General features: G+C 42.8%; 24 protein-coding genes and 1 riboswitch. Of the genes, 4 read left to right on the top strand and 20 right to left on the bottom strand.

Annotated elements, in window-relative coordinates:
* Positions 1–92 precede the first annotated feature (92 nt).
* Complete coding sequence (gene serS, locus B7696_RS00830) at positions 93–1367, top strand: serine--tRNA ligase (protein ID WP_024057193.1); 1275 nt, start codon at positions 93–95, stop codon at positions 1365–1367.
* A gap of 24 nt (positions 1368–1391) precedes the next feature.
* Here serS and B7696_RS00825 read toward each other — a convergent pair whose 3' ends face one another.
* The 7 genes from B7696_RS00825 to zapA all read right to left on the bottom strand — a co-directional run bounded on the left by B7696_RS00825 (position 1392) and on the right by zapA (position 9109).
* Complete coding sequence (locus B7696_RS00825) at positions 1392–2291, bottom strand: TDT family transporter (protein WP_084861646.1); 900 nt, start codon at positions 2289–2291, stop codon at positions 1392–1394.
* Between the two features lie 107 nt (positions 2292–2398).
* Positions 2399–3463, bottom strand: a complete 1065-nt coding sequence (locus B7696_RS00820) for an acyl-CoA dehydrogenase family protein (protein ID WP_084861645.1) — start codon at positions 3461–3463, stop codon at positions 2399–2401.
* Between the two features lie 14 nt (positions 3464–3477).
* Complete coding sequence (locus tag B7696_RS00815) at positions 3478–4026, bottom strand: carboxymuconolactone decarboxylase family protein (protein WP_004256949.1); 549 nt, start codon at positions 4024–4026, stop codon at positions 3478–3480.
* 131 nt (positions 4027–4157) lie between these two features.
* On the bottom strand, positions 4158–5480 hold the full coding sequence (locus B7696_RS00810; RefSeq protein ID WP_084861642.1) for an alanine/glycine:cation symporter family protein: 1323 nt from the start codon (positions 5478–5480) through the stop codon (positions 4158–4160).
* Between the two features lie 90 nt (positions 5481–5570).
* A riboswitch (glycine riboswitch) is annotated at positions 5571–5659 on the bottom strand.
* Between the two features lie 163 nt (positions 5660–5822).
* A complete protein-coding gene (locus tag B7696_RS00805; RefSeq protein ID WP_084861641.1) occupies positions 5823–8159 on the bottom strand; it encodes an endonuclease MutS2 in 2337 nt (778 codons plus the stop codon).
* Between the two features lie 102 nt (positions 8160–8261).
* Positions 8262–8810, bottom strand: a complete 549-nt coding sequence (locus B7696_RS00800) for a CvpA family protein (protein ID WP_084861639.1) — start codon at positions 8808–8810, stop codon at positions 8262–8264.
* Positions 8807–9109, bottom strand: coding sequence for a cell division protein ZapA (gene zapA, locus B7696_RS00795; RefSeq protein ID WP_000002019.1), 303 nt, complete (start codon positions 9107–9109; stop codon positions 8807–8809). The genes B7696_RS00800 and zapA overlap by 4 nt, the downstream gene beginning before the upstream one ends.
* Positions 9110–9195: 86 nt before the next feature.
* Here zapA and rnhC point away from each other — a divergent pair, with 86 nt between their 5' ends.
* From rnhC to recD2, 3 genes are all read left to right on the top strand, one after another.
* On the top strand, positions 9196–10077 hold the full coding sequence (gene rnhC / locus B7696_RS00790; protein WP_084861636.1) for a ribonuclease HIII: 882 nt from the start codon (positions 9196–9198) through the stop codon (positions 10075–10077).
* A gap of 3 nt (positions 10078–10080) precedes the next feature.
* The gene (lepB, locus tag B7696_RS00785; RefSeq protein WP_001083986.1) at positions 10081–10695 is read left to right on the top strand and encodes a signal peptidase I; all 615 of its coding nucleotides are present in this window, start codon (positions 10081–10083) and stop codon (positions 10693–10695) included.
* Between the two features lie 117 nt (positions 10696–10812).
* Positions 10813–13179: an SF1B family DNA helicase RecD2 gene (gene recD2, locus B7696_RS00780; RefSeq protein ID WP_084861633.1), complete on the top strand. Its 2367-nt coding sequence runs from the start codon at positions 10813–10815 to the stop codon at positions 13177–13179.
* A gap of 47 nt (positions 13180–13226) precedes the next feature.
* Here recD2 and tig read toward each other — a convergent pair whose 3' ends face one another.
* The 13 genes from tig to mapZ all read right to left on the bottom strand — a co-directional run bounded on the left by tig (position 13227) and on the right by mapZ (position 26254).
* The gene (tig, locus tag B7696_RS00775; protein WP_084861631.1) at positions 13227–14510 is read right to left on the bottom strand and encodes a trigger factor; all 1284 of its coding nucleotides are present in this window, start codon (positions 14508–14510) and stop codon (positions 13227–13229) included.
* Positions 14511–14602: 92 nt separating this feature from the next.
* Positions 14603–15259, bottom strand: coding sequence for a DNA alkylation repair protein (locus tag B7696_RS00770; RefSeq protein ID WP_049551121.1), 657 nt, complete (start codon positions 15257–15259; stop codon positions 14603–14605).
* Entirely contained in the window at positions 15260–15892 is a 633-nt protein-coding gene (locus B7696_RS00765; RefSeq protein ID WP_049551122.1) for a response regulator transcription factor, read from the bottom strand.
* A gap of 10 nt (positions 15893–15902) precedes the next feature.
* Positions 15903–16901, bottom strand: coding sequence for an envelope stress sensor histidine kinase LiaS (locus tag B7696_RS00760; protein ID WP_084861628.1), 999 nt, complete (start codon positions 16899–16901; stop codon positions 15903–15905).
* On the bottom strand, positions 16898–17596 hold the full coding sequence (gene liaF / locus B7696_RS00755) for a cell wall-active antibiotics response protein LiaF (RefSeq protein ID WP_020902969.1): 699 nt from the start codon (positions 17594–17596) through the stop codon (positions 16898–16900). The genes B7696_RS00760 and liaF overlap by 4 nt, the downstream gene beginning before the upstream one ends.
* A 77-nt stretch (positions 17597–17673) precedes the next feature.
* Entirely contained in the window at positions 17674–18684 is a 1011-nt protein-coding gene (gene fni / locus B7696_RS00750; protein ID WP_084861626.1) for a type 2 isopentenyl-diphosphate Delta-isomerase, read from the bottom strand.
* Positions 18668–19675: a phosphomevalonate kinase gene (locus B7696_RS00745; protein ID WP_084861624.1), complete on the bottom strand. Its 1008-nt coding sequence runs from the start codon at positions 19673–19675 to the stop codon at positions 18668–18670. Before B7696_RS00745 ends, fni begins: the two co-directional genes overlap by 17 nt.
* The gene (mvaD, locus tag B7696_RS00740) at positions 19662–20615 is read right to left on the bottom strand and encodes a diphosphomevalonate decarboxylase (protein WP_084861621.1); all 954 of its coding nucleotides are present in this window, start codon (positions 20613–20615) and stop codon (positions 19662–19664) included. Before mvaD ends, B7696_RS00745 begins: the two co-directional genes overlap by 14 nt.
* Positions 20597–21475 carry a mevalonate kinase gene (mvk, locus tag B7696_RS00735; protein WP_084861619.1) on the bottom strand — a complete coding sequence of 293 codons (879 nt, stop codon included), beginning with the start codon at positions 21473–21475 and terminating at the stop codon, positions 20597–20599. The genes mvaD and mvk overlap by 19 nt, the downstream gene beginning before the upstream one ends.
* A gap of 229 nt (positions 21476–21704) precedes the next feature.
* Positions 21705–22577 carry a PspC-like choline-binding domain-containing protein gene (locus tag B7696_RS00725; protein ID WP_084861617.1) on the bottom strand — a complete coding sequence of 291 codons (873 nt, stop codon included), beginning with the start codon at positions 22575–22577 and terminating at the stop codon, positions 21705–21707.
* Positions 22578–22676: 99 nt separating this feature from the next.
* Positions 22677–23366, bottom strand: a complete 690-nt coding sequence (locus tag B7696_RS00720; RefSeq protein WP_084861615.1) for a response regulator transcription factor — start codon at positions 23364–23366, stop codon at positions 22677–22679.
* A gap of 11 nt (positions 23367–23377) precedes the next feature.
* Complete coding sequence (gene gndA / locus B7696_RS00715; RefSeq protein WP_084861612.1) at positions 23378–24802, bottom strand: NADP-dependent phosphogluconate dehydrogenase; 1425 nt, start codon at positions 24800–24802, stop codon at positions 23378–23380.
* 75 nt (positions 24803–24877) lie between these two features.
* Positions 24878–26254, bottom strand: coding sequence for a cell division site-positioning protein MapZ (gene mapZ, locus B7696_RS00710; protein ID WP_084861610.1), 1377 nt, complete (start codon positions 26252–26254; stop codon positions 24878–24880).
* Between the last annotated feature and the right edge of the window lie 6 nt (positions 26255–26260).

Raw genomic sequence — 26260 nt, 5'->3', positions numbered from 1 at the left:
ACAATCAAGTGCACACCTGTGAAGTTGGATGGAACCGTGGCCCTGCCACTCCAACGCTTTGTCAGGTGTGCTTTTTTCATAAAGGAGTTCTTATGTTAGATATCAAACGTATTCGTACAGACTTTGATGCTGTCGCAGAAAAATTAGCTACACGTGGTGTAGATGCTGCTATCTTGAATGAGATGAAAGAAATCGATGCTAAACGTCGTGACATCTTGGTCAAGGTTGAAACTTTAAAAGCAGAACGTAACACAGTTTCTGCTGAGATTGCCCAAGCTAAGCGCAACAAGGAAAATGCAGATGACAAGATTGCTGCCATGCAAACTCTATCTGCTGAGGTTAAAGCCTTGGATGCTGAATTGGCAGACATCGATGCTAAATTGACAGAATTTACCACTACTCTTCCAAATATTCCAGCTAATAGCGTTCCTGTTGGGGTTGACGAAGATGACAATGTGGAAGTTCGCCGTTGGGGTACTCCACGCGAGTTTGATTTCGAACCTAAAGCTCACTGGGATCTTGGCGAAGACCTTGATATCCTTGACTGGGAACGTGGTGGTAAGGTAACAGGAGCTCGCTTCCTCTTCTATAAAGGTCTCGGCGCTCGTTTGGAACGTGCCATCTACAACTTTATGTTGGATGAACATGGAAAAGAAGGCTATACAGAAGTCATCACACCTTACATGGTTAACCACGATTCTATGTTTGGTACTGGTCAATATCCAAAATTCAAGGAAGATACTTTTGAACTCAGCGATAGCAATTATGTCCTTATCCCTACAGCAGAAGTCCCTCTGACAAACTACTACCGTGATGAAATCCTTGATGGTAAAGACCTGCCAATCTACTTCACTGCTATGAGTCCTTCATTCCGTTCTGAGGCTGGTTCAGCTGGTCGTGATACTCGTGGCTTGATTCGTTTGCACCAATTCCACAAGGTTGAAATGGTTAAATTTGCCAAGCCAGAAAAATCTTACGAAGAATTGGAAAAAATGACAGCCAACGCTGAAAACATTCTTCAAAAACTCAACCTTCCATACCGTGTCGTTGCTCTCTCTACTGGAGATATGGGCTTCTCAGCTGCTAAAACTTACGACTTAGAAGTTTGGATTCCAGCACAAAATACCTACCGTGAAATCTCAAGTTGTTCAAATACAGAAGATTTCCAAGCCCGTCGTGCCCAAATCCGTTACCGTGATGAAGCAGACGGCAAGGTGAAACTCCTCCATACCTTGAACGGTTCTGGACTTGCAGTTGGACGTACAGTGGCTGCTATTCTTGAAAACTACCAAAATGAAGATGGTTCTGTGACCATCCCAGAAGCACTTCGTCCATACATGGGCGGAGCTGAGGTTATCAAACCATAAAAAATAAGGTTTAGCTATTTCTAGCTAGACCTTTTTTCGTAACCAATTCAGATATGCGCCTAATACAAAGAATAAAATAATTAAACAAATAGCAGTTTCAGCCAGTACCAGATAATTCAGAAATGGAAGTTTCAAGATTCCCTGAGCCATCTTGAGCGAGGTAGCTGTGATAATGGTTGGGAAGGTGAGGGCTGAGAAGGCTGGTTGAAAGCCTTGTTTTAAAATATTGGGCAGACGAGTTAAAACAAAGAAAAAGAAGGATTGGGAAGCCAAGATCATGATGATTAAAACCCAATTCGGTAGGCTGGCTCCTCCAACTCGAACCAGAGAAGCCAAGAGTAGAGAGAAAGGAGCACAGTAGATCCCTTCTTGTCCAAGCATGGCTACGGGGAGTGGTTGTTTCTTTAAATCACTATAAATAAGCGGATAGAGATAGAAGGTTAGGAGAAAACCAAAACTCAAGGTCGCATAGGCAATTTCTATAATGCCTACGAGAGGATAGGTTAAGGCAGCCACTGCTATCCCCACATAAAGTACCGTCCAGCTTGGAGTAGCATTGACTCTCTTGCCTGGATAAGCAAACTTGATGGTGAAACCAGCAATCAAGGCCAAATCCAAGAGAAATGAAAACCACCAGAGCCCTTGAGCAACCAAAGGGAAATGAGGAAAGACTCTAAAGACATAAGTCGATAAAATCATCCCAGCCATGGGAAAGGTGGCCATTCCTGACAAAAGAGGAGGCTTGGTCAATTCTTGATTGGTTTCTTTCCAATTAAAGAGATGAAGAATCAGAAAGAATATCCACAAAATCAAACCTGTCAGACTAAAAAGATGGGACAGAACCGGCAACGTATCTAAAATAAGATTTCCAGCTCCCGCCAAACCTAGCAAACAACCAGAAAATACCAAGGGGAGTTTTTTCATCCTAACCTCCAATAATCATGTTAGTTTCAGTATAGCATAAAAGCGCTTAAATGAGGGAATAAAAAACGAAGTTGAAAATTCAAGCTTCGTTTTTATTCCACTATTTTTTAACTCGTTGCTAAGATATGACGCAACTGAACAGCACTTGGAGAAACAATTGGAAGAAAGGCCCCTTCATTCCAACGACGAATAAATCCAGATGTTGATTTGCTAAAGTAGCCTCTACCTCCACCTGCTTGTAACTCTAATAGAAGACTCTGAGCAACAACATCCACAATGTCTACTCTTAACTGAAAGAGTTCACGCGGATTGGTAACAAAATAAGACCTGTCAGACAAACCTCGATAAAGCTCTCGACGAATAGCATCTAACTGTTCTACCTGATGTTTCCATTCATCTGTTAACACACTGCGTTTCCCCAATTCTTTTTCTACTTCTGATAGAGAACGTTCAGCTAAACCAAAAGCTAGACCAAATTGGTAGCCTAAAAAAGCTGGACGATTTTGTGCCAAAAATTGGTGAGCATCTTTTGATAAAATCCATTCCTCTTTCAAAAGGACCTTATTAAAAGTCAGAGCAGCCGTGTTTCCTCCTTGAAGAGAAACAAATTCTAAGTCTTCAGAACGACTAAAATTCTCTACATCTGATGGTACAGCCACCACATAACTTGTACTTGGATCATCTGTAAAACCTGCCACAAAAATAGTTAAAAATCGATTTCTTCGAGCATTAGTTACCCATGGCAGTCTTCCTTTTAGATACAATTGTCCATTTTCTTCAAGAACGCGAACATTCAGTTCCTCTAGGTCAGATAGATATTTGACAGCATTGGACAAGGCAGTAGCACCTGCATATTCTCCAGACAAGAGTTTTTCCAGATAGGTTTCCTTAAAATAGGAGTTATCTGTATGGAGAATATTATCAATTAAAGTGCGTTGTCCCCATGAAATAAAAGAGGCTGTTAAGGAATGTTGTGCAAGCTCTGCAAGGATATCAATGACATCTTGATCACTTCCTCCTGAACCTCCGAGAGATTCCGGAACACCTACACGAAAGGCTCCCTCTGCTGCAATTTTCTCAATCAGCTGCTCTCCAGCTTGACAAGACTGTTTGTCGATTTCATCAGCATGCTGATCCAACCAGCTCAAAAATTCTTCTGAAACAAATCCCATAGTCTTTCCTCCTTTTATGCATAAGGTTGCAATTCTGGGTTAATTGGGGTATTAGCTAGGTTGTTGGCATAGTTACAGAGACTTGCTAGGCTGACACCAAGAACCACATCCAAGGCATTTTGTTGGGTGTAGCCAGCTTCTAAAAACTCAGACAAGGCTTCATCGCCAACACGTCCCTTGGTATTGATAACCGCCAAGGTAAACTTAGCTAGGGTGTCCAATTTAGGATCTGTTTCAATTGGAGTCCGATTGCGGAGGGCTTGAAGAAGGTCATCATTCATCTGGATTTGTTTGATTGAAAAAGCTGTGTGACCTGCGACGCAGAAGGCACAACCATTGGTTACAGCTGCCGTGATTTGCACCACTTCACGCTCAACGGGTGTCAGGCTGTTGCGACGGTTGATAGCTCCGACAGTACGGTAAGCCTCTAAAGCAGTCGGTGCATTAGCCAAGAGACCGATTAGGTTGGGAATATAGCCATTGTTATCTTTTTCTACTGTTTCTAGAACTTCTTTCACTTCTGCTGGTGCTGATTCTACTGTATGGATGGTAAATGTTGTCATCATAAAACCTCTTTTCATTTTGTTGAAACCTAGTCTATCACAGATTCTATACCTTGCATAATATATATTTTAAATTGCACTGATAGAAATTTTTTATGAAAGCAAAAAATCACACGCGAGGTGTGATTTCATTATTTATCAAAATACTTTTTAGTCTCAGCAATGACGACTTGCGACAAGACCAAGAGGGCAATCAAATTTGGCAGAGCCATCAAGGCGTTAACAATATCTGCGATAATCCAAACCATATCCAACTCGATAAATCCTCCCAACAAGACCATGAGCACAAAGACCACACGGTAAAGCCAGATAAAGCGAACCCCAAAGAGGAACTCGAAACAACGTTCCCCGTAATAGTTCCAACCTAGAATCGTTGTAAAGGCAAAGAGAACAAGGAAGATTGTTAAGAGGGCAGGTCCAAAGTGTGAAAAGACTGTTGAGAAGGCTGACTGAGTCAAGGCAACTCCATTCAAATCACCACTCCAAACACCAGTTACCAAGATGGTCAAACCAGTCAAGGTACAGATAATGAGGGTATCAATAAAGGTTCCTGTCATGGAAATCAACCCTTGCTCTACTGGTTCATTTGTCTTAGCCGCAGCTGCTGCAATGGGAGCAGAACCCAGACCAGATTCGTTTGAGAACACACCACGCGCCACACCATTTTGGATAGCCATTCGAATGCTAGCACCGGCAAATCCACCCACCGCAGCAACTGGACTAAAAGCCGATGTCAAGATTAAAGCGATTGTGGCAGGAATTTTTCCAATATTAAAGAAAATAACTGTAAGAGTTCCCAAAATATAAATGATAGCCATAAAAGGAACAACAGTAGTTGAAACCTTAGAAATGGACTTAAGGCCACCAAAGACTGCAATTGCTACAAATACTGACAACACAAGAGCTGTGATAGCTGGCGAAATAGCAGTCGTATTTTGGATAGATTCTGTAATTGAGTTGACTTGGGTGAAAGTCCCAATTCCCAGCAAAGCTACTAGCACACCTGCCAGGGCAAAGAAGATAGCAAGGGGACGCCACTTTTCTCCCATCCCTAGAAGGATATAGTGCATGGGACCTCCCGCTACTGCACCATGGTCGTCCTTGGTGCGGTATTTGATTGCCAAGAGTCCTTCCGCATACTTAGTTGCCATTCCAAAGAAAGCCGCCATCCACATCCAAAAGAGAGCTCCTGGTCCACCAACCTTGATAGCTGTCGCCACCCCGATAATATTTCCCGTACCAACTGTCGCTGCTAGGGCTGTACATAGTGCCGCAAAGCTGGACACATCTCCATGCCCCTTATCCTTGGTAAAAATGAGTTGAAAGGCCTTAGGCAAACGCAAAACCTGCAAGAGGCCTAGACGGGCAGTTAGGTAAATCCCTGTCCCGACCAAAAGAATCAAGAGGGGTGGGCCCCAAACAAAAGCATCGATTGATTTAAGCAATTCTAACATTTCCTTCTCCTATCTTTTCAACCCCAAAAGAAAGAGCACATGCAAGATACATGTACTCTGGAATGCTTAGATAAATGCTAAAAAGCGGTCTATCCTAGCTCTGTCCTTTTACCTGAGAGTTTGAGCAGTTGCCTGCCTTGCCCCTTCGGTGCCTTTACGGTCTCTCCAGAGTTCCGTCCATTTACAGTCATGAAAAATCAAACGATTCCCCACTTCTATTAAACTTCATTCGGTGTTGGTATTTAATTGATTCTTATTTTACAAAAAATGTTGTCTTTTGTCAATGTGTTTATTAGTAAAAATTAGTTCAACAGTTTTTACTTTATAAGGTACAGAATACTTCTATCCTTTAAATGTCACAATAGTCGCACCACTGCCTCCAGCATTTTGTGGGGCATAACCGAAACTCTTGACATGTTTGTTTTTTTGCAGGTAGTTGGTGACACCTTCACGTATGACACCTGTTCCGATACCATGGATGATATCAACTTGAGCCATATTGTTAAGCAAGGCTTGGTCGATAAAGGCATCTAGCTCATTCATGGCCTCTTCATAACGTTTGCCTCGAAGGTCCAGTCTGGCTTGTGGGCCACGACCAGAAGTTCGTTTCACGACATTGACTTGTTTCTTCTTGACTTGCTTTTCTTGCTGGGCTTGAACAAGGTCAAATTCTTTCTCTTCCAAGGTCATCTTAATCAAGCCAACTTGGGCTTCCCAGCGACCGTCTTTGAGTTTACTGGTCAAGGTACCACGCTGGCCATAACTGAGAACCACGATATCATCTCCCACTTTTGGAGCTCGTTTTTTCTTGGCCTTTTGAAGGACCTTGTTTTTGGACAAATCCACTTTTTCAGGAGCCAATTTTTTCAGCTTGGCCTTGGCTTCAATGATCTCGTGGGGTTTGAGTTGAGATTTACTGTGGAGATTTTTAAGAATCTGGTCACTCTCACTTAGGGCCATGTCCACAATCTCAGCAGCCTGTTCACGCGCCTTATTAAGCTCGGTTTCCTTTTCACGATTGAGTTCGTTGTAAAGTTTTTTGAGAGCACGGTTCATCTTGAGATTTTCTTGCTCCACCTCACGGATATTGTCCAAGCGTTTACGGCTTTCCAGCGTCTGCTCTTCCAGCTGCTCAATAATACGATTGACATCATTGTCCTGATCAACCTGCTGACTGGCATCCCCTACGATAACTTCAGATAGACCTAAACGTTTAGCAATTTCAAAAGCATTGCTTCGGCCAGGCACACCCTGCATAAAGCGATAGGTCGGGCGAAGAGTCGCAGTATCAAACTCCATGCTGGCATTTTGAACAAAGGCTGTCTCAATACCATAGGCCTTTAGTTCCGGATAGTGAGTAGTAGCCATTGTCTTGACTTGACGCAGGCGAAGGTCTTCCAGAATAGCCATGGCAAGGGCTGCTCCTTCTTGAGGGTCTGTACCAGCCCCCAACTCATCCAAGAGTAAGAGCGAATGTTGATTGACCTTGCCAAGAATGTCCACAATATTGGTCATGTGGCTAGAGAAGGTAGACAAGCTCTGCTCAATAGACTGCTCATCTCCAATGTCAGCAAAAATTTCTTCAAAAACACCAACACAACTTCCCTTATCTGCTAAAATCGGCAAACCAGACTGAGCCATAACCTGCGTCAAGCCGAGGGTCTTGAGCATGATGGTCTTCCCACCTGTATTGGGACCTGTAATAACAATCGCTGTTAAATCTTGACCAAAATGGACATCATTTGCAACGGCATTTTTGACCAATGGATGGCAGACATGGAGCAGTTGAATCTCCTGATTTTCTGATAGCTTAGGAACAACTGCTTGCCTTTCTTGGATAAAGCGGACCTTGGCACGAATCAAGTCCAGATGGCCGATAATCCAAGCATCATTGGCAATTTCAGCCGCATGAGGGCGGACACGTTCAGAAATTTCTTGGAGAATGCGAAGCATTTCATAGCGCTCATCTGCTCGCAAACTGGCAATTTCTTCGCTCAGTTTGACCACCTCACGGGGTTCGATATAGACGGTATTTCCACTAGCAGAAATATCATGAACGACACCAGCAATCTTATTGCGGTAGGTGTTTTTGACTGGTAAAACCTGACGGCCATTTCTGCTGGCAACGATTCCTTCCGTCAACATCTGCGCTTTTTGCTTGAGCAGGTCCTGTAAAACATCGCGTACCTGACTCTCGCTATCATGGATTTTTCTGCGTATTCGTGCCAATTCTTCACTGGCAAAATTTTCAATGAAACCTGCATCATTAAAGGCTTGGAGATTTCCTTGTAATTGCGGAAAATCATGTAATTTCTCAAACCAAAGGGCTAATTCTTCCAAGCTGACATTTTCCAGATTAGCATAAAAACTTTGCAGTTCTCGGCTAGAAAGAAGCACGCGCTTCAAGAGTAGGAACTCCTCAATATTGAGGTCTGCTCCCATCTCCAACCGCTTGCAGACTCCTGCAATTTCCTTAGTTGCAAGAATGGTAAAATGCGGTTGCTCGACAAAGAGATCCTGCATTTCCTTCATCTCAGCAAAAGCCTGTTTGATTTTATCTGCTTTGGCAGTCGGAGCCAGCTGTCTCAATTGCTCCAATCCCTGCTCGGTCAACAAATGAGGCTCAAACAAGGCCTTAACCTTATTGAACTCTAATGTTTCTAATATTTTCTTATTCATCTTTATTTCCTTGTCTTTGAATGTCTAGGTGTATTAGCTTTTTACATTCTGATAGATTCTAGTCAATCTGTAAACAAAGGGCTAGGAAAAATCCTGCCCTTTTTATCCGATTAAATTTGTCACCCAGATTTGTTTGAGCCAACTGGTTGTTACTGGTATACTCTGGATGATGTGTTTTGCGACGATACTCTTTTCAAGAGGATTTTGTATAGCTGCCATGGGAATGGTTGCTAGTATGGTCAAGGCCATTTGCAAGACAAATAAGGTCACCAACATGGACAAGATCCCTGCTGAAACTTGGAACAACTTGCCACCCAGTTTTTTACTAGGAATCAAGTGCAAGAGGAGACCAAGCAAACGACCAATGCTATAGACAATCCCAAATACAAGCAAGTAGCCAATACCTGCATAAAAGACCTTATCCAACTGAAAGAGTTGATCCGATGGGAAAAAGAAAGTTCCCTGACCTTCCTGCGGATTTGCATAAGGGACCAACAAATGAAATTGCTCTCCAAGTCCCTTATAAAACTGGCCAGCCACAAAAGCCGATGCCATGGCTGAAATAAGGTAATAAACCTGTAAGAGCAGGCCTCTCCGATAGCCGATATAAAATCCCCAAGCCAAGACCAATAGAAGAAGGAGTGAAATCATAAGGAATCCTCAATCTTGCTCTGTTCTTGCTTGCAAGTTACAAGCTTGTGACGGAGTTCTTCTAATTCTTGCTCCTTATCATCAAATTCAATCTCACGGCTGAGCTGAGTTGATAAACAGTTGACCGCCAACAAAAGAGCGATTGTTTCATCATCTGCGCTAGGCATTTGTTCTTTAATTGCTTGGTATTTTTCTGTCGCAACCTTGGCGATTTCCTCCATAAAAAGGTTATCATGCTCGCTTGTCAAGGTTAATGATTTTTTCCCGAATGTAAATTTGAATCGATTTAGATTTGCCATAAAATTCACCTCACGATATTATACCAAAATTCGCTAATTTTGTCAGTTTTTACAAATTTGCCTGCTTTTGTGGTACAATAGAAACTATGGCAAGTATAACACTCACACCAAGCGAAAAGGAGATTCAGGCTTTTCTTGAACACTATCAAAGCAGTCTGGCTCCCAGCAAGAATCCCTATATTCGCTACTTTTTGCGACTACCTCAAGCAACGGTTTCTATCTATACTTCTGGAAAGGTCTTGCTTCAGGGTGAAGGAGCTGAAAAATATGCTAGTTTCTTTGGCTATGAGGTTGTAGAGGAAAACACGGGACAAAATTTCTCTTTGATTGGGACAGATGAGGTGGGAAATGGTTCCTACTTTGGTGGGCTTGCAGTTGTGGCTTCCTTTGTCACACCTGACCAGCATGCCTTCTTGCGAAAACTCGGTGTGGGAGATTCTAAAACTCTGACCGACCAAAAAATCCGTCAGATTGCCCCTATCCTCAAAGAAAAAATTCAGCACCAGGCACTGCTTCTCTCACCAAGCAAGTACAACGAGGTCATCGGAGACCGCTACAACGCTGTTTCTGTTAAGGTAGCCCTCCATAACCAGGCTATCTATCTCCTTCTTCAAAAAGGCATTCAGCCTGAGAAAATTGTGATTGATGCCTTTACCAGTGCTAAAAATTATGACAAGTACTTGGCACAAGAGGCCAATCGTTTCAGCAATCCTATCAGCTTAGAAGAAAAGGCTGAAGGAAAATACTTGGCTGTCGCAGTTTCTTCCATCATTGCGCGTGATCTCTTTCTGGAAAATCTTGAAAATCTGGGACGAGAGCTGGGATATCAACTTCCAAGTGGAGCCGGAACGGCTTCTGACAAGGTTGCTAGCCAGATTTTGCAGGCCTATGGTATGCAGGGACTCAACTTCTGCGCCAAATTGCACTTTAAAAATACTGAAAAAGCGAAAAAACGCTTAGAAAGGTAAGTTATGAATTCATTTAAAAATTTCCTAAAAGAGTGGGGATTATTCCTCCTGATTCTGTCATTACTAGCTTTGAGCCGTATCTTTTTTTGGAGTAATGTCCGCGTAGAAGGCCACTCCATGGATCCTACCCTAGCAGATGGCGAAATTCTCTTTGTCGTTAAGCACCTCCCTATTGACCGTTTTGATATCGTGGTGGCCCATGAGGAAGATGGCAATAAGGACATCGTCAAGCGTGTCATCGGAATGCCTGGCGACACCATCCGTTACGAAAACGATAAACTTTACATCAATGATAAAGAGACGGATGAGCCTTACCTAGCTGACTACATCAAACGTTTCAAGGATGACAAACTCCAAAGCACATACTCAGGCAAGGGCTTTGAAGGAAATAAAGGAACTTTCTTTAGAAGTATCGCTCAAAAGGCTCAAGCCTTCACAGTTGATGTCAACTACAACACCAACTTTAGCTTTACTGTCCCAGAAGGAGAATACCTTCTCCTCGGAGACGACCGCTTAGTTTCAAGCGACAGCCGCCACGTAGGTACTTTTAAAGCAAAAGATATCACAGGGGAAGCTAAATTCCGCTTCTGGCCAATCACCCGTATCGGAACATTTTAAGAGACCTAAGAGGCCGAGAATCGACAATCTCAGCCTCTTCTTCTATCGTGAGAAGGAATTGTTTATTGACTATAATAAAAACAACTCAACTCTCACCTATTCATGTAAAGGAATTTTATGGAAGTTTATTTTTCAGGAACCATTGAACGGATTATTTTTGAAAATCCCAGCAATTTTTATCGTATCCTCCTCCTAGAAATCGACGATACGGACGCAGAGGATTTTGATGATTTTGAAATCATTGTCACGGGCACCATGGCTGATGTGATTGAGGGAGAAGACTATACTTTTTGGGGACAAATTGTCCAGCACTCCAAGTATGGGGAGCAACTGCAAATCAGTAGGTATGAACGCGCAAAACCAACTAGCAAGGGCTTGGTTAAGTACTTTTCAAGTAGCCATTTCAAGGGAATTGGTCTCAAGACAGCTCAGAAAATCGTGGATACCCATGGCGACAATACCATTGACGAAATTCTGCAACACCCAGAAAAGCTAGAAGGCATTGCAGGACTATCTGCCAAAAATCGCGAGGCTTTCGTCTCCACTCTCCGTCTCAACTACGGAACGGAGATGGTTTTGGCCAAACTAGCCAACTACGGTATTCCCAATAAACTAGCCTTTCAAATTCAAGACTTTTACAAGGAAGAAACCCTTAATGTGGTTGAAAATTATCCCTACCAATTGGTTGAGGATATCAAGGGCTTGGGCTTTACCATTGCTGACCAATTAGCGGAAGAACTAGGTATCGAAAGTCAGGCTCCTGAACGCTTTCGTGCCGGTCTAGTTCACAGTCTTTTTCAGGCCTGTATGGAAACAGGGGACACCTATATTGAAGCACGGGATCTGCTAGAACAAACCCTTACTCTCCTTGAATCTTCTCGCCCCGTGGAACTGGATCCCAGCCAAGTGGCCCAAGAGCTCTCCTACCTGATTGAAGAAGACAAGGTTCAGCAGGTTGATACCAAGATTTTTGACAACAGCCTCTTTTTCGCTGAGGAAGGCATCCGCAGTCACTTGGTTCGTATCCTTGAAAAAGGAAAACAGAAGAGTCATGATTTAGAAACCATTCAAAAACATATCGCTACTGTCGAAAAAGATCTGGAGATTGAGTATGATAGCATTCAAAAACAAGCTATCTGTGATGCTATCCAGAACAAGGTCTTTATTCTGACAGGTGGACCTGGTACTGGTAAGACAACGGTTATCAATGGGATTATCGCTGTTTACGCCCTTTTAGAAGGACTTGACCTCAGGAAAAAAAGCAACCTACCTATTCTTCTTGCTGCTCCAACTGGACGAGCAGCTCGCCGCATGAATGAATTGACAGGTTTGCCTAGCGCGACCATACACCGACATTTAGGAATGACAGGTGACGATGATACCAGTCATCTGGAAGATTATCTGGATGCTGACTTTATCATCGTGGATGAATTTTCTATGGTGGATACTTGGCTGGCCAATCAACTCTTCTCCAACATCTCTTCTAACAGTAAAATCCTCATCGTGGGCGACAGCGACCAGTTGCCTTCTGTCAGTCCTGGACAAGTTCTAGCTGATCTGCTTCATATTCCCTTGATTCCTCAGACTCGCTTGGAAAAAATTTACAGGCAAAGCGAAGAATCAACCATCGTCACCCTAGCTAGTCAAATTCGACAGGGCATCTTGCCAGCTGATTTCACCCAGAAAAAAGCAGACCGTTCCTACTTTGAAATTGCTAGTGGCCATATTCCAGCTACGATTGAAAAAATCTTAGGTGCTGCCCTCAGAAGTGGTATTCCTGCCCGTGATATCCAAGTTCTGGCTCCCATGTACCGAGGGACGGCAGGAATTGATGCTATCAATCAGCTCATGCAAGACCTGCTCAATCCACCACAAAAAAATCAGCTCAGTTTTGAAGCTCCCCAGTGCCACTATCGTAAGGGCGACAAGGTCATTCATTTGGTCAACGATGCTGAAATCAATGTCTTTAATGGGGATTTGGGAGCTATCACAGACCTGATTCCCGGCAAATATACTGAGTCGAAACAAGATGAGATTGTCATTGATTTTGATGGCAATGAAGTCTCTTACCCACGTAACGAATGGTACAAGATTCGTTTGGCATATGCCATGAGTATCCATAAATCGCAGGGAAGTGAGTTCCCTGTTGTCATCCTACCTATCACCAGTGCTAGTAGGCGTATGCTGGAGCGCAATCTCATCTACACAGCCATTACACGCGCCAAAAGCAAGCTTATCTTACTAGGCGAATTACAGGCCTTCGACTATGCTACTCAACATATCGGAACTGCCCGAAAAACCTATCTGATTGAACGCTTCAGTGATTTATTGGAGAATGTTGAAGAGAAGCAACCAGCTGTCTCTGAAACAGACACATCAAACGCCTCTGAACAATCCTACATCCTGACCGAAGAAAACTGGGATAGCATCCCAGCCATGATTGGGATTACAGACGCAGACCTCAAAGAGATTTTTGGAAAATAGTGCATAAGAAAACCCACCTAATCAGGTGGGATTTTTGTTTATTAAGATTATTTAACTGTTGCTGTGCTTGTAATCAATTCAACAGCTTTTTTGATAGTGATATCGTGTTTCAACATGTCAGCTGAAAGCAAGTTTTGAACTTGTGCAACTTCCATGTTGTAGTCTGCTGCCAATTGCTCGATTTCTTTTTGGATTTCTTCTTCTGAAGCGTCAAATCCTTCAGCTTTCGCAACTGCTTCGATAACAAGGTTAGTCTTAGTACGTGACTCAGCTTCTGCCTGATATTGATTGTGAAGGTCTTCTTGAGTAGTTCCAGTGATTTGGAAGTACATGTCAGGGTTGATACCTTGACGTTGCAAGTTTCCAAGGAATTCATTTACTGAACGGTGAACTTCTTCGTGGATCATTTCTTCTGGAAGTTCTACGATTTCAGCGTTTTCTACAGCTTTATCGATTGCTGCACCTTCTACTGCATCTTTGTAAGCTTCTTCTTTAGCAGCAGCCAATTCCTTGCGGTATTTTTCTTTCAATTCAGCAAGTGTTTCAACTTCTTCGTCGATGTCTTTTGCAAGCTCATCGTCAAGAGCTGGAACTTCTTTAGCTTTTACTTCGTGGATAGTTGTTACGAATTTAGCTTCTTTACCTGCAAGATCTTCTGCTTGGTAGTCTTCTGGGAATGTTACAACCACATCAACAGTTTCGCCAGCTGAATGACCTACCAATTGGTCTTCGAAACCAGGGATGAATTGACCTGAACCAAGTCCAAGTGAGAAGTTTTCACCTTTTCCGCCATCAAATTCAACACCATCGATAGAACCAACGAAGTCGATGACAACAGTGTCGCCGTTTTCAGCAGCAGCTTCTTTGATAACCAATTCAGCCAAGTTGTTGCGTTCGCGTTCGATACGCTCTTCAACGTCAGCGTCAGTTACTTCTTTTTCTACATCAACTGATACTTCAAGGTTTTTGTAGTCACCCAATTTAACTTCAGGTTTTGTCACGACTTCAGCTGTGATAACCCAGTCTTGACCTTTTTCCATTGAAGTTACATCAATTTTTGGTTGAGCAACCACTTCAAGACCAGCTTCTTTTACAGCTGCTTCATAAGCATTTGGCAAAAGAGCGTTCATAACGTCTTGGTAAAGTGACTCTTCACCAAATTTTTTGTCGAAGATAGGGCGTGGAAGGTGACCTCTACGGAAACCTGGAACATTAAGAGATTTCTTCACTGAGTTGAAGACACGGTCCAATTCTGGTTTGATTTGGTCTTGAGAGATAGTGAAAGTCAAGACACCACGGTTTGTTTCTTTGTTTTCAAATGATACAGACATTCTGTCATTTCTCCTTAAAATTTTTTAAATACAGTCTATTATAACATAAATGGGCGACTTTTTTCAAGTAACGAATGCGCTTTTCAATAACGCTAGAGGTACTTGCTTGCTTCTTTGATACTAAGGTCAGCCATTCTTTCCTTGTTTTTCTCAATGAAGCCTGCTACCCAAGTTGGATTCGTTTTGGAGTAGTCTCTCAGAGCCCAGCCAATGGCTTTATTGATAAAGAATTCTGTTTGGTTCAAATTATGAAGCAGAATCTTTTCCATTAATTGAACATTGGTCTTCTCTTTTCTTAACAACTGGTGGTCAATAGCGACACGTCTCAGCCAGATATTATCTGATAGGCTCCATTTTAAGATTATTTCTTCTAGTTCAGGGTGGTCATACACCAAACTCCCTACTACTCGATCTAGGATATCTACGGTATCCCACCAGGATTTTGTGACGACTAACCGCTCAAGCTTAGGTAAATCGTTCTCCGTTAGATAAGACTGCATTGCTTTCAAATAATTAGCAGCCACATATTGGTATTCTCTAGGCTCCTTTCTCCAGCAAGTATCTACAAAATTCCAGTCGATAATCTTTGTTTTTTTCGCTTTTGGAAAGTATTTTTTATAGAGTGCATTTCTTTCAGGAGCCGCAACGCCTAGGAAGAAAAATTGATGGCGCATATAGGCTTCCATGGGCCCTGCATTTTTTGAATCTCTTGCTGCTTCTAGCTCAACAAGTAAATCTGTTAGACTCATCTAAAACTCCTCATGCCCCACCAAGTGGTGCTGAAAGGCATAGACTGCAGCCTGGGTACGATCGCTGACTTCAAGTTTGGCTAGGATATTGGACACATGGGTCTTGACCGTCTTGAGAGAGATAAAAAGTTCATCTGCGATACGCTGATTTTCGTAGCCCTTGGCGATGAGTTGGAGAACATCTCGCTCACGCGCAGTCAGGTCCTCATGTAGTTCTATGTGATTGCGGTGGTATTCGACTTTTTTGCTGACCTCTTGCTCAATGGCCAACTCCCCAGCAGCCACCTTACGGACAGCATGGAGCAGTTCGTCGGCACTAGAAGTCTTAAGCATATAGCCACGAGCACCTGCATCTAAGACGGGCATGATTTTTTCATTGTCCAAATAAGAGCTCACAATCAAAATCTTGGCTTCAGGCCATTCTTTGAGGATAGCCAAGGTCGCATCAATTCCATTTATCTCAGGCATAACGATATCCATGACAATGACATCTGGACGCAGTTTCAAGGCCAAGTCAATACCTTGAGACCCGTTTGCCGCCTCGCCCACAACTTCTACATCGTCTTGGAGGTCAAAGTAACTTTTCAAGCCCAATCGGACCATTTCATGGTCATCTACTAGTAAAATTTTCATCTCTACTCCTTTATGATTCCTTACCTAACAAGGGAATACGGATATCAACTGCCAGTCCTTGCTTGGGAGCTGTTAATAACTGAACCGTCCCTGCCATATCTTCGACCCGCTCCTTGATATTACGAAGTCCATAACTCAAGTCGTCTAAGCTCCCCAACTGGAAACCAATCCCATTATCCACCACCTTCAGCTGCAATTCAACATCCGTCTGATAGAGATAGACATCCAAACAAGAGGCCTGGGCATGGCGGAGGGTATTGCTGATCAACTCCTGCAAGATGCGGAAGATATGCTCCTCGATTTTCTTGGGCAATTTCGTCACATTTTGCTTGAAACTAACCTTGAGATCGCTCTTGTCCTCAAGCTCTTTTAGGAGAATTTGAATCCCTTCAATCAAGCTCTTCTGTTCCAATTCAACTGGTCGCAAATGCAAGAGCAAGACCCGCAAATCCTTCTGGGCTGTTTCAAGGATGGCTGTAACACTCTGCAACTGGATCTGCATCTTTTCTCTATCCAATTTCAAAGCCTGCTGACTGACGCCTGACAAAATCATGTGGGCCGCAAACAACTCCTGACTGACTGTATCGTGCAAATCCCGAGCAATCCGCTTCCGTTCTTTCTCGATGATTTCCTCTTCCTGAGCAAGACTGTGATTTTCAGCCTTTTGAAGTGCTTCTGTCAAGAGGTTAAGTTTGCCAGATAAGGACTTAAAGCTGGCATCCAAATCTGGATCTGCAAGCTGAACCACTTCTTGCCCTGCCAACAAACGCTTAAGATTAGCCTGCATTTTTCTTAAAGAAAGCTCTTCCACACCTCGCCAAAACAGGGCTAAGAGACAGGTCATGGACATGCTGAATACTAACAACAAAAAGACAAATTTTTCTGTTTTTTCGACATCATGTAAGAAAATAGTCCAGTCAAAGTCAAGGATTTCCAGCAAGCTGTGGGAGAAAAACAAGACAAATAATAAGGAGGTGAGAGCAATGATTACATAGGCTTGTTTTTTCATCCTCTAACCACCTCAACATCTCCAATCATAGTGGTCAAGAAAATCTTGACACTCTTGTTACTCTTAAGGTAGTCTCTTGTTTCTTGATGATAGTGTTCATTTCGGAGGGGTCGCTTGGGCTGGTTAAAGAAAGTCAAATCACCATAGAGACAGTTAACGCTGAGACTGACTTCCACATCTACAGGCACAATGATTTTGGTCGTACCTACCATCTTTCTGAGGATAATGACATTATCGTGATTAGTTAAGATGACCCTCTCCAGATGAATGGTATCCTTGCCCATGAGGCGAAAGAGATTGATATCATCAAACTGGCAAGTCTGGTAGCTTGAAAAATGATGGAGATTGCCAAACCAACGATTTTTCTCCTTCTTAACCGTTACCACCTCTTCAAAAACCAAATTTGTCTGCTCTTTTTCCTGGTTCATCATCGGATAAAGAAGAAAGAGGCTATAGATGACCGCAACAAAAATAGCTAGAATCACAAAGGGATTGAGCATGACGATGAAAAAGAAGAGAATGGTTGCCACCACTAAAAGAAGATTATTGCCCTCTTTACCAGTGTAATAGCGAATCAAAAGCAAAAAGAGGAATAGAATCAGCAGAAAACGCGAAAAATGCTCTGATACCATCAAAATCAGAGCTCCTGTCAGAAGACAGGCTTCGATAAATAAAAAGATTTTAAATTTTCTCATAGGTACATCCTCTCCCTTCTATTTTATCACAATTCAAAAAAGTCACCTCGGTCTGAAGATGGAAAAAAAGGCGGTGGTTACGCCTTTTTCATCTGATCCTTTGCTTCTTTTAATTTTCCATAAAGAAGATAGTCTACTTTTTGTAAATCTGCTATAGTGGCACAATTAAGGGCACACATAATCAAACGCAGGTCGTCTTTCCAGCCTTGGACAATGCCAATCACTTCTTCGACTGTGTAGCTTTCAACCAATTCCAGAACGGTTCGAGACAGGCCTACAGCCTTAGCACCAAAGACCAAACACTTAATCATATCCAGCGGATTGCGAACACCTCCACTAACTAAGAGTTGGACCTTGTCTTTCCAGTCTTGGGCATTGATAAGGGCCTGCATGGTGGACTGGCCCCATTGATTGAGGTAGTCACGTTGACCACTGCGACGGTTTTCGATATAAGCAAAGCTGGTGCCACCACGTCCTGATAGATCCACTGTACGAACACCCAGTTCATAGGCTCTTTCGATGGTCTTCACATCCATTCCAAAACCTACTTCCTTGAGGACAATCGGAACAGGGATTTGCTTGCCATAGTCTGCTAGGTGCGATTGCCAGTTTCTAAACGTTCTTTCTCCCTCAGGCATGAGCAATTCCTGCATGACGTTGACATGCACTTGCAAGAGAACAGGATTCATCTCTTCTACAGTCTGAAGACCTAACTCGACAGGCTTGTCCAATCCAATATTGGTTCCAAGAAGGAGATTTGGATGATCAGACTTGACAGAAAAAGAGTCAGCTGCTGGATCTTTAAGGGCTGCGCTATAAGAACCCGTTACAAATAAAATATCACAGGCTTCCGCCACCTGAGCCAGCTTTTGATTGATTTCTCTTCCCTTATCGCTTCCACCCGTCATGGCATTGATATAAAAAGGAAAATCCCACTTTCGACCAGCAAACTCTGTCGACAGATCGACTTCATCCAGGTCGTAAAGAGGCAAGGAAGAATGAATCAACTCCACCTCATCAAAGCTATTATAGGAACTTTTCTGCTCAAGGGCATAGCGGATGTGCTCATCCTTACGATTTGTCGTCATGTCCTATCCTTTCTTGGTATAAGAGCTCAATCCCCAGATCGGCCCAACGGTTTTTTAGGGTTTTAGTTGATTGCTCATCAAAACTCAAGGCAATACCACAATCACCACCACCAGCACCGCTACTCTTGGCGACAGCTTGCAAATCTTGACTAGCTTCTTTCAACTGTCTAAGCGAAGGCGTGTAAATATCTGTGCTCAAGCCTTCTAAGAGCTTGCTGGCCACTTCTACTTGCTCGATAATTTTTTCTGATTTCACCTGTTCCAAGGCTTCTACCAAAGTAGCCACTGTTTCTTTTGAGGAAGTTAAAAAACTCTGATTGATGTTTTGCTTGATTTGCTTGACCATATCACTAGATACGGCCACTTCCTTGGTCCATCCCACTAGGAAATCACATTCTAGTGCAGGTTGTACGTGTGAGATTGAAAAGCCCCAATCACGCTCCAAAACTGTCGCCAAGTTTTCTTCTTTCAACCAAGCAACCACCTTCTGGCGATCAAACGACTGGTAGAGAACCAAATCCTCTGCCACGATACAGGCAAGGTCCCCCATAGAACCATTGTCACCTCGCTTGAGCAAGACGGCACTAGCCAGCTTGAATAATAAATCCTGATCAACCGTAATATCATACAGAGCCAGCAGGGCCTTGATGACCAAGACAACGACGCTACCGCTAGAACCCAGACCAAACTTTTTACCTTCCCGTTCCATTTTCCCACGAATTTCTAGAGAAAAAGGTCGCAAGGTTTGCCCACGATAAACGAGGAAATATTCCACTAAAGCAATTGTTTCTTGAATCAAGCTGTAATCAGGATTTGGCGTCAAGTCCACTGCGAAATCAAACATATCTGAGTAGATACGGTAATTATTGGAAAAGGCAATCTCAGCCCTCATATAGATGGGAATGTCCTTTATCAAGGCTAACTGCCCTGGCTCTAAAATGGCATATTCCCCTGCCCAATAGAGTTTTCCGCAAGTTTTAACAGCTATCATCTTGGCTCAAATCCTTTGTTTTTGACACAATCAAGCGATAACGCTGACTGAAAATTTCAGATAGATGCTCCAAGTCTTTCTCCTGACAGAGGACCTTGACATTGGGACCAGCATCCATAGTAAAGTAGCAGGCCTCTCCTTGCTCGCGAAGTTGACGAACAAAGTCCATGGCTTCATAAGATGCATCCGTCAGATAAGAAAAGGCTGGCGATGCTGTCTTTGTCGTAGCGTGCATAGCAAGGGCATTTTTCTCCGTTAATTCCCCAACCTTTGCAAAATCATTCTCTTTGAGGTAAACCAGCATGTCCTGATAATCCTTCTCAGACTGACGAACCCAGTCTTCAAAAGTCGTCGAAGTTTCCACACAGAGTTTCATCCCATCACGGCTAGAAATTGGTTTTTTCTTGTCCTCTAGCACCAACATAATCATAGCTAGTTTCAAGTCTGTCTCTACAGGGTAAATTTCCCCGCTATCCTTATCCCAGGCACCTAGCGGTCCATAGAAACTCCGAGAGGAAGAACCTGAGGCAAACTTAGCCTCCTGCGCCAACTGGCTCCGATTCAAACCAAGCTTGAAATAAGCATTACAAGCCTTAACCAAAGCGGACAAACCGCTAGAACTTGAGGACAAGCCCGCTGCGGTAGGCATATTGTTTTGAGTGTCGATACGAACAAAGCCCTCACCATCTGGACGGTAGCGGTCGATTATTTTGCTCATCTTGGTATGCTCAGCCTCATTTTGTAACTGACCATTGATATAAAAGGCATCGGCAGTCGCATCCGTCGGTAGCGACGACAAGGTCGTCTCCGTGTACATATTTTCCAAAGTCAGAGAGATACTGCTAGTGGCAGGTACCATCTCTTTTTCTTTTTTCTTTCCCCAGTATTTGATAATGGCAATATTTGCGTAGGAACGTACTGTTACAGGCTCTCTATCCATGTCTGAACAGCTCCTTTCTCTTCTAATCTTTCTGCTAGTTCTTGAGCTTGTGTCAAATCGGCTGCCAAGGCGATAATACAACCTCCTAGCCCACCACCGCTCATCTTGGCACCTAAAGCACCATGGCTAAGAGCCATTTCCACCAAAGAGTCTGCCTCAGGGCTACTAACACCAATTTCTCTTAAATGTAAATGCGCTTGACTGAGGATTTGTCCCAATCCCTCAGCATCTTTTTGTGAAATCGCATCTTCTGCTTGCTGAGTCAATTCTCCCAAGGCATGCAAAAACGGTAGGGCATCCTTCCCCTTACTTTGAACCACTTGGATGGCTTCACGAGTGTGACCATAAACGCCAGTATCAGCAATCACCAAATAGGCGGATAAGTCCATCTCAAGCTCTGCAAATCCTACGTTCTTGATAAAGCGAATAGGTTGGTCACTTAGACAGGTCTTAGCATCCAAACCACTAGGATTCATATGGGCAATCATCTCAGCCCGATTGACCAAGATTTCCAATACATCATGAGGCAGGTCGGCCTGATAGTAGTCAAAAACCGCACGAATAGCCGCTATGCTGATAGCAGCTGACGAACCCATTCCCCGTTTTTCAGGGATAGCCGAGTCAATCTCACAGCGAATGCAGGCTTCTTTGATATCCAAATACTCCAGCGAAGCATAAACTGCCATGGACAAGGTATCCTCCTCATAGAGACGCCAAGGACTCGCTGCAGGTACCACCTTACAAGTCACCTCCACCTCCAAAAGAGGCAAGGAAATAGCAGGATAGCCATAAACGACCGCATGCTCCCCTATTAAAATAATCTTACTATGTGCCTGACCGACACCAACCTTTTTTGTCATTTTTTCCTTTTGCTAGACGAAAAAGTCGTCCCATACTCAATGAAAATCAAAAAGCAAACTAGGAAGCTAGCCGCAGGCTGTACTTGAGTACGGTAAGGCGACGCTGACGTGGTTTGAATTTGATTTTCGAAGAGTATTATTTTTTCCTACCAGTATTTATTCTTTCCTATCTATTTTATTATATTTTCACAAAAAAAGCGATTGTTTCCATTCACAATCGCTTTTTTCATTATTGAACCCATTCGCCATTATAGTTGACCGAATAACCTTCTACGGTCGTATTCACTGCTAAAGCACCGGAGCTATAAGCGTAGTACCATTTGCCATTAACCCGGAACCAACCCGTCTTCATATCTCCATTACCTTCACTTAGGTAGTACCAAGTTGAACCATCTTGATACCAACCAGTTGCCATAGCTCCTGATGAACGGAGATAGTACCACTTGTTACCAAGATATTGCCAACCTATTTGCATTGCAGCAGTTGTTGGATCGAGATAGTACCAAGTTGAGTTATCATTGGTCCAGCCACGCACTAGTTCCCCAACAGTCAATCTATTGATACGAGCATCGAAGCCACCATCCTTCTGTAAATAATACCAGTGTCCCTCATCATGAACCCAACCAGTTTTTAAAGTGTGATAGCTACGCTGATCTTCAAAATAATAGACTCGTTTCTCTGCTGGACTATCATATTGTTCCCCATGATGTTTGTTGGTATTTGTAGCAGTTTTTGCTTCTAAAACTTGCTTACCAACAAATTCTTGTAGTACCCCATCTTGACCAAAGTAAAACCAATCTGGTCTAAAAGCAATATCTTGCCTTAGAGAAGAACCAATCGTAACCCCTTCGTGTGGAGCAGGTATATATTGCCAGCCGACAACCATCTCTCCAGATAAAGGATCAAAATAATAGTACTTACCATCAATCACTCGCCAGTAGGTTTCTTTGAGTTCCCCCTTCCTGTAGTAGGTTCTACCATTTTCTTGGACGAATTTCCAACCTTCTGAACTAGCATCATCCGCCAATACTGCACTTGTTGCTAGCAAACCGAAGAAAAAGGCTGATAATGCGATTTGCATCAATTTTTTTATTATTTTCATTAGACGTATCCTCCATAACTGATTATAGCAAAGGCCAAACTACATATCAATATATAGAACATCCCTCAAAAAAAGCAGTTACAAAACTGCAACTGCTTTCTATTCTTGCATGGTGTAACCGACACCACGCACGGTTTTAATGTAGCTTTTTTGACCTTTTACATCAAGCTTGCTACGTAGATAACGGATATAGACATCCACGATATTGGTTTCAGTCGCACTTTCATACTTCCAGACACTTTCCAACAACTGCTCACGAGTCAGAACTTTCTTGCTTCCCATAAGAGTAACCAAAAGGTCATACTCACGACGAGTCAGAGCAATCATTTCCTCGCCACGATAAACGGTATGATGCTCCACATCCATACGCAGATTTCGGTAAGACGTTGGAACCTTCATCTGACTACAGTGTTGGTCGATAAAGTCCCGACCACGGAAAATCGCTGAAATACGAGCTACCAGATTATCAATGATTACTGGCTTATAGATGCAAGAAACGGCAAAGCGTTGGATTGTCTCAAGCTGGTCTTGCAATTCTTCACGATGGTCCAAAACCATGATGACTGAGGCTGGCTTAGTCCGACTCAGTTTGTCTGCAAAATCCTGGGCTGTCATATCCCCCAGACGAGCATTCAATAAAATCAAGTCATAGTCTGTCTGAAGAGCCATGGAGAGGGCTTTTTGCCCCTCCTCAACCTGATCGACTCGGTATTGCTCTTTTTGGAGTTCCAAACTTAAAAAATGAGCTAGATTTCTTTCTTTCTCAAGTAATAAAATCCGTTTCCCCATGGCAGACCTACTTATTTTTCGTCATACCAAGAGTAGTGGAATGTTCCTTCTTTGTCTTTACGTTGGTAAGTGTGAGCACCAAAGTAGTCACGTTGCGCTTGGATCAAGTTAGCTGGAAGGTCAGCTGAACGGTAGCTATCATAGTAAGTAATAGCTGCTGAGAAGGTTGGCACTGGTACACCAGCTTGAACAGCAAGAGCTACGATATCACGTACTGCTTGTTGGTACTTAGCAGTAACATCCAAGAAGTACTCATCCAAAAGAAGGTTAGCAAGGTCTGCATCACGGTTGTAGGCATCTGTAATCTTTTGCAAGAAACGAGAACGGATGATACAGCCATCACGCCAGATAGATGCGATATCTGCAAATGGCAAATTCCAGTTGTTTTCTTTTGAAGCTACACGCAATTGCGCAAAACCTTGTGCGTATGAAATGATTTTTGAGAAGTAAAGGGCTTGACGGATTTTTTCAATCAACTCAGCCTTGTCTCCTTCAAATTTGAAGTCAGCTGGTTTTGGAAGAACCTTGCTAGCATGTACACGTTCTTCTTTGTAAGTTGAAATGTAACGTGCAAATACTGACTCAGTGATGAGTGACAATGGTACACCAAGGTCAAGTGATGATTGGCTAGTCCATTTACCAGTACCCTTGTTACCTGCGGCATCAAGGATGTAGTCTACGATTGGTCCATCTTGGCCTTCATCGTCTTTACGACTCAAGATATCAGCTGTGATTTCGATCAAGTAGCTGTCCAATTCACCCTTGTTCCACTCAGTAAAGATTTCAGCCATATCTTCTGCAGAAAGGCCTAGCAAGTGTTGCATCAAGTCATAGCTTTCTGCAATCAATTGCATGTCACCATACTCGATACCGTTGTGGACCATTTTCACATAGTGACCAGCTCCATCAGGACCGATGTAAGTCACACATGGTTTGCCATCTTCTGGTGCTTTAGCTGAGATTTCTTCAAGAACATCCGCAACCAATTCGTAGGCCTCTTTTTGTCCACCAGGCATGATAGAAGGACCTTCAAGGGCACCTTTTTCACCACCAGAAACCCCAGTACCGATAAAGTTGATACCTGAGTTTGCCAATTCTTCATTACGACGGATGGTATCTTTGTAGAAAGTGTTTCCTCCGTCGATCAAGATATCACCCTTGTCAAGGTGCGGAAGAAGGGCTTGAATTGTAGCATCTGTACCAGGTCCAGCTTGAACCATGAGCATGATACGACGAGGTTTTTCGATTGAGTTTACAAAACTTTCAACGTCATAGCTTGGTACAAAGTTCTTTTCAGGATGGCAAGCAATCACATCTTCAGTTTTTTCTTTACTACGGTTGTAAATAGCAACTGTGTAACCACGAGATTCAATATTAAGGGCAAGGTTACGACCCATTACGGCCATACCTACGACACCAAAGTTAGCTTTTGTCATTTGACACTCCTCTTGTTTAATTTGTTTTATTTTATCATTTTTACTTTTGAAAAGAAAGAATTTTGTAACGACTGCTTAGTAGTCCAAAGCATCCGCATGTCCAGAACCATTTCCAACAAAGTATCCTGTCTTACAGTTAAGGGTAAAGAGATAGGTTCCATCTGGCTTGTAGAGGTTGTAATAACCATTGCCATTAACGATATTAACACGTTCAAGGATATATTGGTTACCAGTGATATAACCACGTGAACGTGAAGTCGCTAGGATTTTTTCCAAGACACCATCCGCGAAATCCCAGGCAGAATTATTGCTATCATCAACAGCCGATTGATTGAACGGCACACGACTCGAAGCTCTCTGGAGATCAACTCCAGAACTTGATAAACCGCCATGGCTATCATCACGTGCAGAAACTGAATTGTTTGATGAGACGCTTGAAGATGGACTTGTGTTGTCTGTAGCCCTCTCTGTTGATGAACTTGAACTTTCTTGACTTGAACTTGAAGGAGCTGTTTGTTGACTCTTACCTAGACTGATAGCCTTATCTAGCACTTTATCAATCTCCGTATTTCCAGTTTTAATATCTGTAAATTTAGCATCTGATTTAGCTTTAGCGTTAGTGTCCAAAACTCCATCTACAATAGCTGGCTTATCAAATTGAGCATTGACATCTTGAATAGCCTTGATTTGAGTTGCTAGACTATCATACTTAGATTTTGCAAGCGTATATTCACGACTACCTTCTAGCTTATCAAGCAAGGTTTTAAGTTGACCCAGTTTATCAAACTGGCTATTCTTCAAAGCCGTTTTGTTTCTATCTGTATAGAAGGCATCATATAAATTATTGAATTCTTCCACATCTGACTGCGTGTTTGTAGTTGATTGAGAAGTTTGGATTTCCTTGGTAGAACGATCCACTTGACGATAAACATAATAACCAGTTCCAAGGATAAGAACCACTAAGGCTGCTAGAATACCATAAAGTACCCATTTCTTCTTACTATTTCCATCTTCACTATCTGTCACTCGATAAAGTGTTGGAATATCTTCAGTCTCAAATTCTTCTACAAGAGGTGCTTCTGAAACTCGTGTTAATTCTAAATCATCAAACTGACTCAACTCATCTTCTGGAGCTGGAGAATCTACTCCTGTTCCCTCACGAAGCTCTTGAAGTAAATTATCTAGAGTCTGAGTCTCCTCTATCTCTTCTACCTCTTCTTTTTCAACTAAATCATCCTTGCTAAACTGACGCGTTTCAAACTTATCTGCCTCAATTTCATCTTTATGTTGTTTCACATACTTGTCCAAGATAGAATCTCCAGGCAATACACCTGCTTCCACCTCTTCATTTTTTAGCATGGCTTCTCCAACCGTTAGATCTTTGGCATCATCAAAATCAAATTGCGCTTCTTGATGTTCTGTTATATGACGATCATGTCTTTTCTTACTCATGAGTTT

The organism is Streptococcus mitis, from assembly GCF_002096815.1.
Lineage (GTDB): Bacteria > Bacillota > Bacilli > Lactobacillales > Streptococcaceae > Streptococcus > Streptococcus mitis_AD.
Note: the sequence above shows the minus strand (reverse complement) of the source record. Positions and strands in the feature narration are given on the sequence as shown.

Bases quoted from the DNA above. Each gene is read 5' to 3' on its own strand.
- serS (WP_024057193.1), top strand. From the start codon at position 93: ATGTTAGATATCAAACGTATTCGTACAGACTTTGATGCTGTCGCAGAA.
- B7696_RS00825 (WP_084861646.1), bottom strand. From the start codon at position 2,291: ATGAAAAAACTCCCCTTGGTATTTTCTGGTTGTTTGCTAGGTTTGGCG.
- B7696_RS00820 (WP_084861645.1), bottom strand. From the start codon at position 3,463: ATGGGATTTGTTTCAGAAGAATTTTTGAGCTGGTTGGATCAGCATGCT.
- B7696_RS00815 (WP_004256949.1), bottom strand. From the start codon at position 4,026: ATGACAACATTTACCATCCATACAGTAGAATCAGCACCAGCAGAAGTG.
- B7696_RS00810 (WP_084861642.1), bottom strand. From the start codon at position 5,480: ATGTTAGAATTGCTTAAATCAATCGATGCTTTTGTTTGGGGCCCACCC.
- B7696_RS00805 (WP_084861641.1), bottom strand. From the start codon at position 8,159: ATGAATAAGAAAATATTAGAAACATTAGAGTTCAATAAGGTTAAGGCC.
- B7696_RS00800 (WP_084861639.1), bottom strand. From the start codon at position 8,810: ATGATTTCACTCCTTCTTCTATTGGTCTTGGCTTGGGGATTTTATATC.
- zapA (WP_000002019.1), bottom strand. From the start codon at position 9,109: ATGGCAAATCTAAATCGATTCAAATTTACATTCGGGAAAAAATCATTA.
- rnhC (WP_084861636.1), top strand. From the start codon at position 9,196: ATGGCAAGTATAACACTCACACCAAGCGAAAAGGAGATTCAGGCTTTT.
- lepB (WP_001083986.1), top strand. From the start codon at position 10,081: ATGAATTCATTTAAAAATTTCCTAAAAGAGTGGGGATTATTCCTCCTG.
- recD2 (WP_084861633.1), top strand. From the start codon at position 10,813: ATGGAAGTTTATTTTTCAGGAACCATTGAACGGATTATTTTTGAAAAT.
- tig (WP_084861631.1), bottom strand. From the start codon at position 14,510: ATGTCTGTATCATTTGAAAACAAAGAAACAAACCGTGGTGTCTTGACT.
- B7696_RS00770 (WP_049551121.1), bottom strand. From the start codon at position 15,259: ATGAGTCTAACAGATTTACTTGTTGAGCTAGAAGCAGCAAGAGATTCA.
- B7696_RS00765 (WP_049551122.1), bottom strand. From the start codon at position 15,892: ATGAAAATTTTACTAGTAGATGACCATGAAATGGTCCGATTGGGCTTG.
- B7696_RS00760 (WP_084861628.1), bottom strand. From the start codon at position 16,901: ATGAAAAAACAAGCCTATGTAATCATTGCTCTCACCTCCTTATTATTT.
- liaF (WP_020902969.1), bottom strand. From the start codon at position 17,596: ATGAGAAAATTTAAAATCTTTTTATTTATCGAAGCCTGTCTTCTGACA.
- fni (WP_084861626.1), bottom strand. From the start codon at position 18,684: ATGACGACAAATCGTAAGGATGAGCACATCCGCTATGCCCTTGAGCAG.
- B7696_RS00745 (WP_084861624.1), bottom strand. From the start codon at position 19,675: ATGATAGCTGTTAAAACTTGCGGAAAACTCTATTGGGCAGGGGAATAT.
- mvaD (WP_084861621.1), bottom strand. From the start codon at position 20,615: ATGGATAGAGAGCCTGTAACAGTACGTTCCTACGCAAATATTGCCATT.
- mvk (WP_084861619.1), bottom strand. From the start codon at position 21,475: ATGACAAAAAAGGTTGGTGTCGGTCAGGCACATAGTAAGATTATTTTA.
- B7696_RS00725 (WP_084861617.1), bottom strand. From the start codon at position 22,577: ATGAAAATAATAAAAAAATTGATGCAAATCGCATTATCAGCCTTTTTC.
- B7696_RS00720 (WP_084861615.1), bottom strand. From the start codon at position 23,366: ATGGGGAAACGGATTTTATTACTTGAGAAAGAAAGAAATCTAGCTCAT.
- gndA (WP_084861612.1), bottom strand. From the start codon at position 24,802: ATGACAAAAGCTAACTTTGGTGTCGTAGGTATGGCCGTAATGGGTCGT.
- mapZ (WP_084861610.1), bottom strand. From the start codon at position 26,254: ATGAGTAAGAAAAGACATGATCGTCATATAACAGAACATCAAGAAGCG.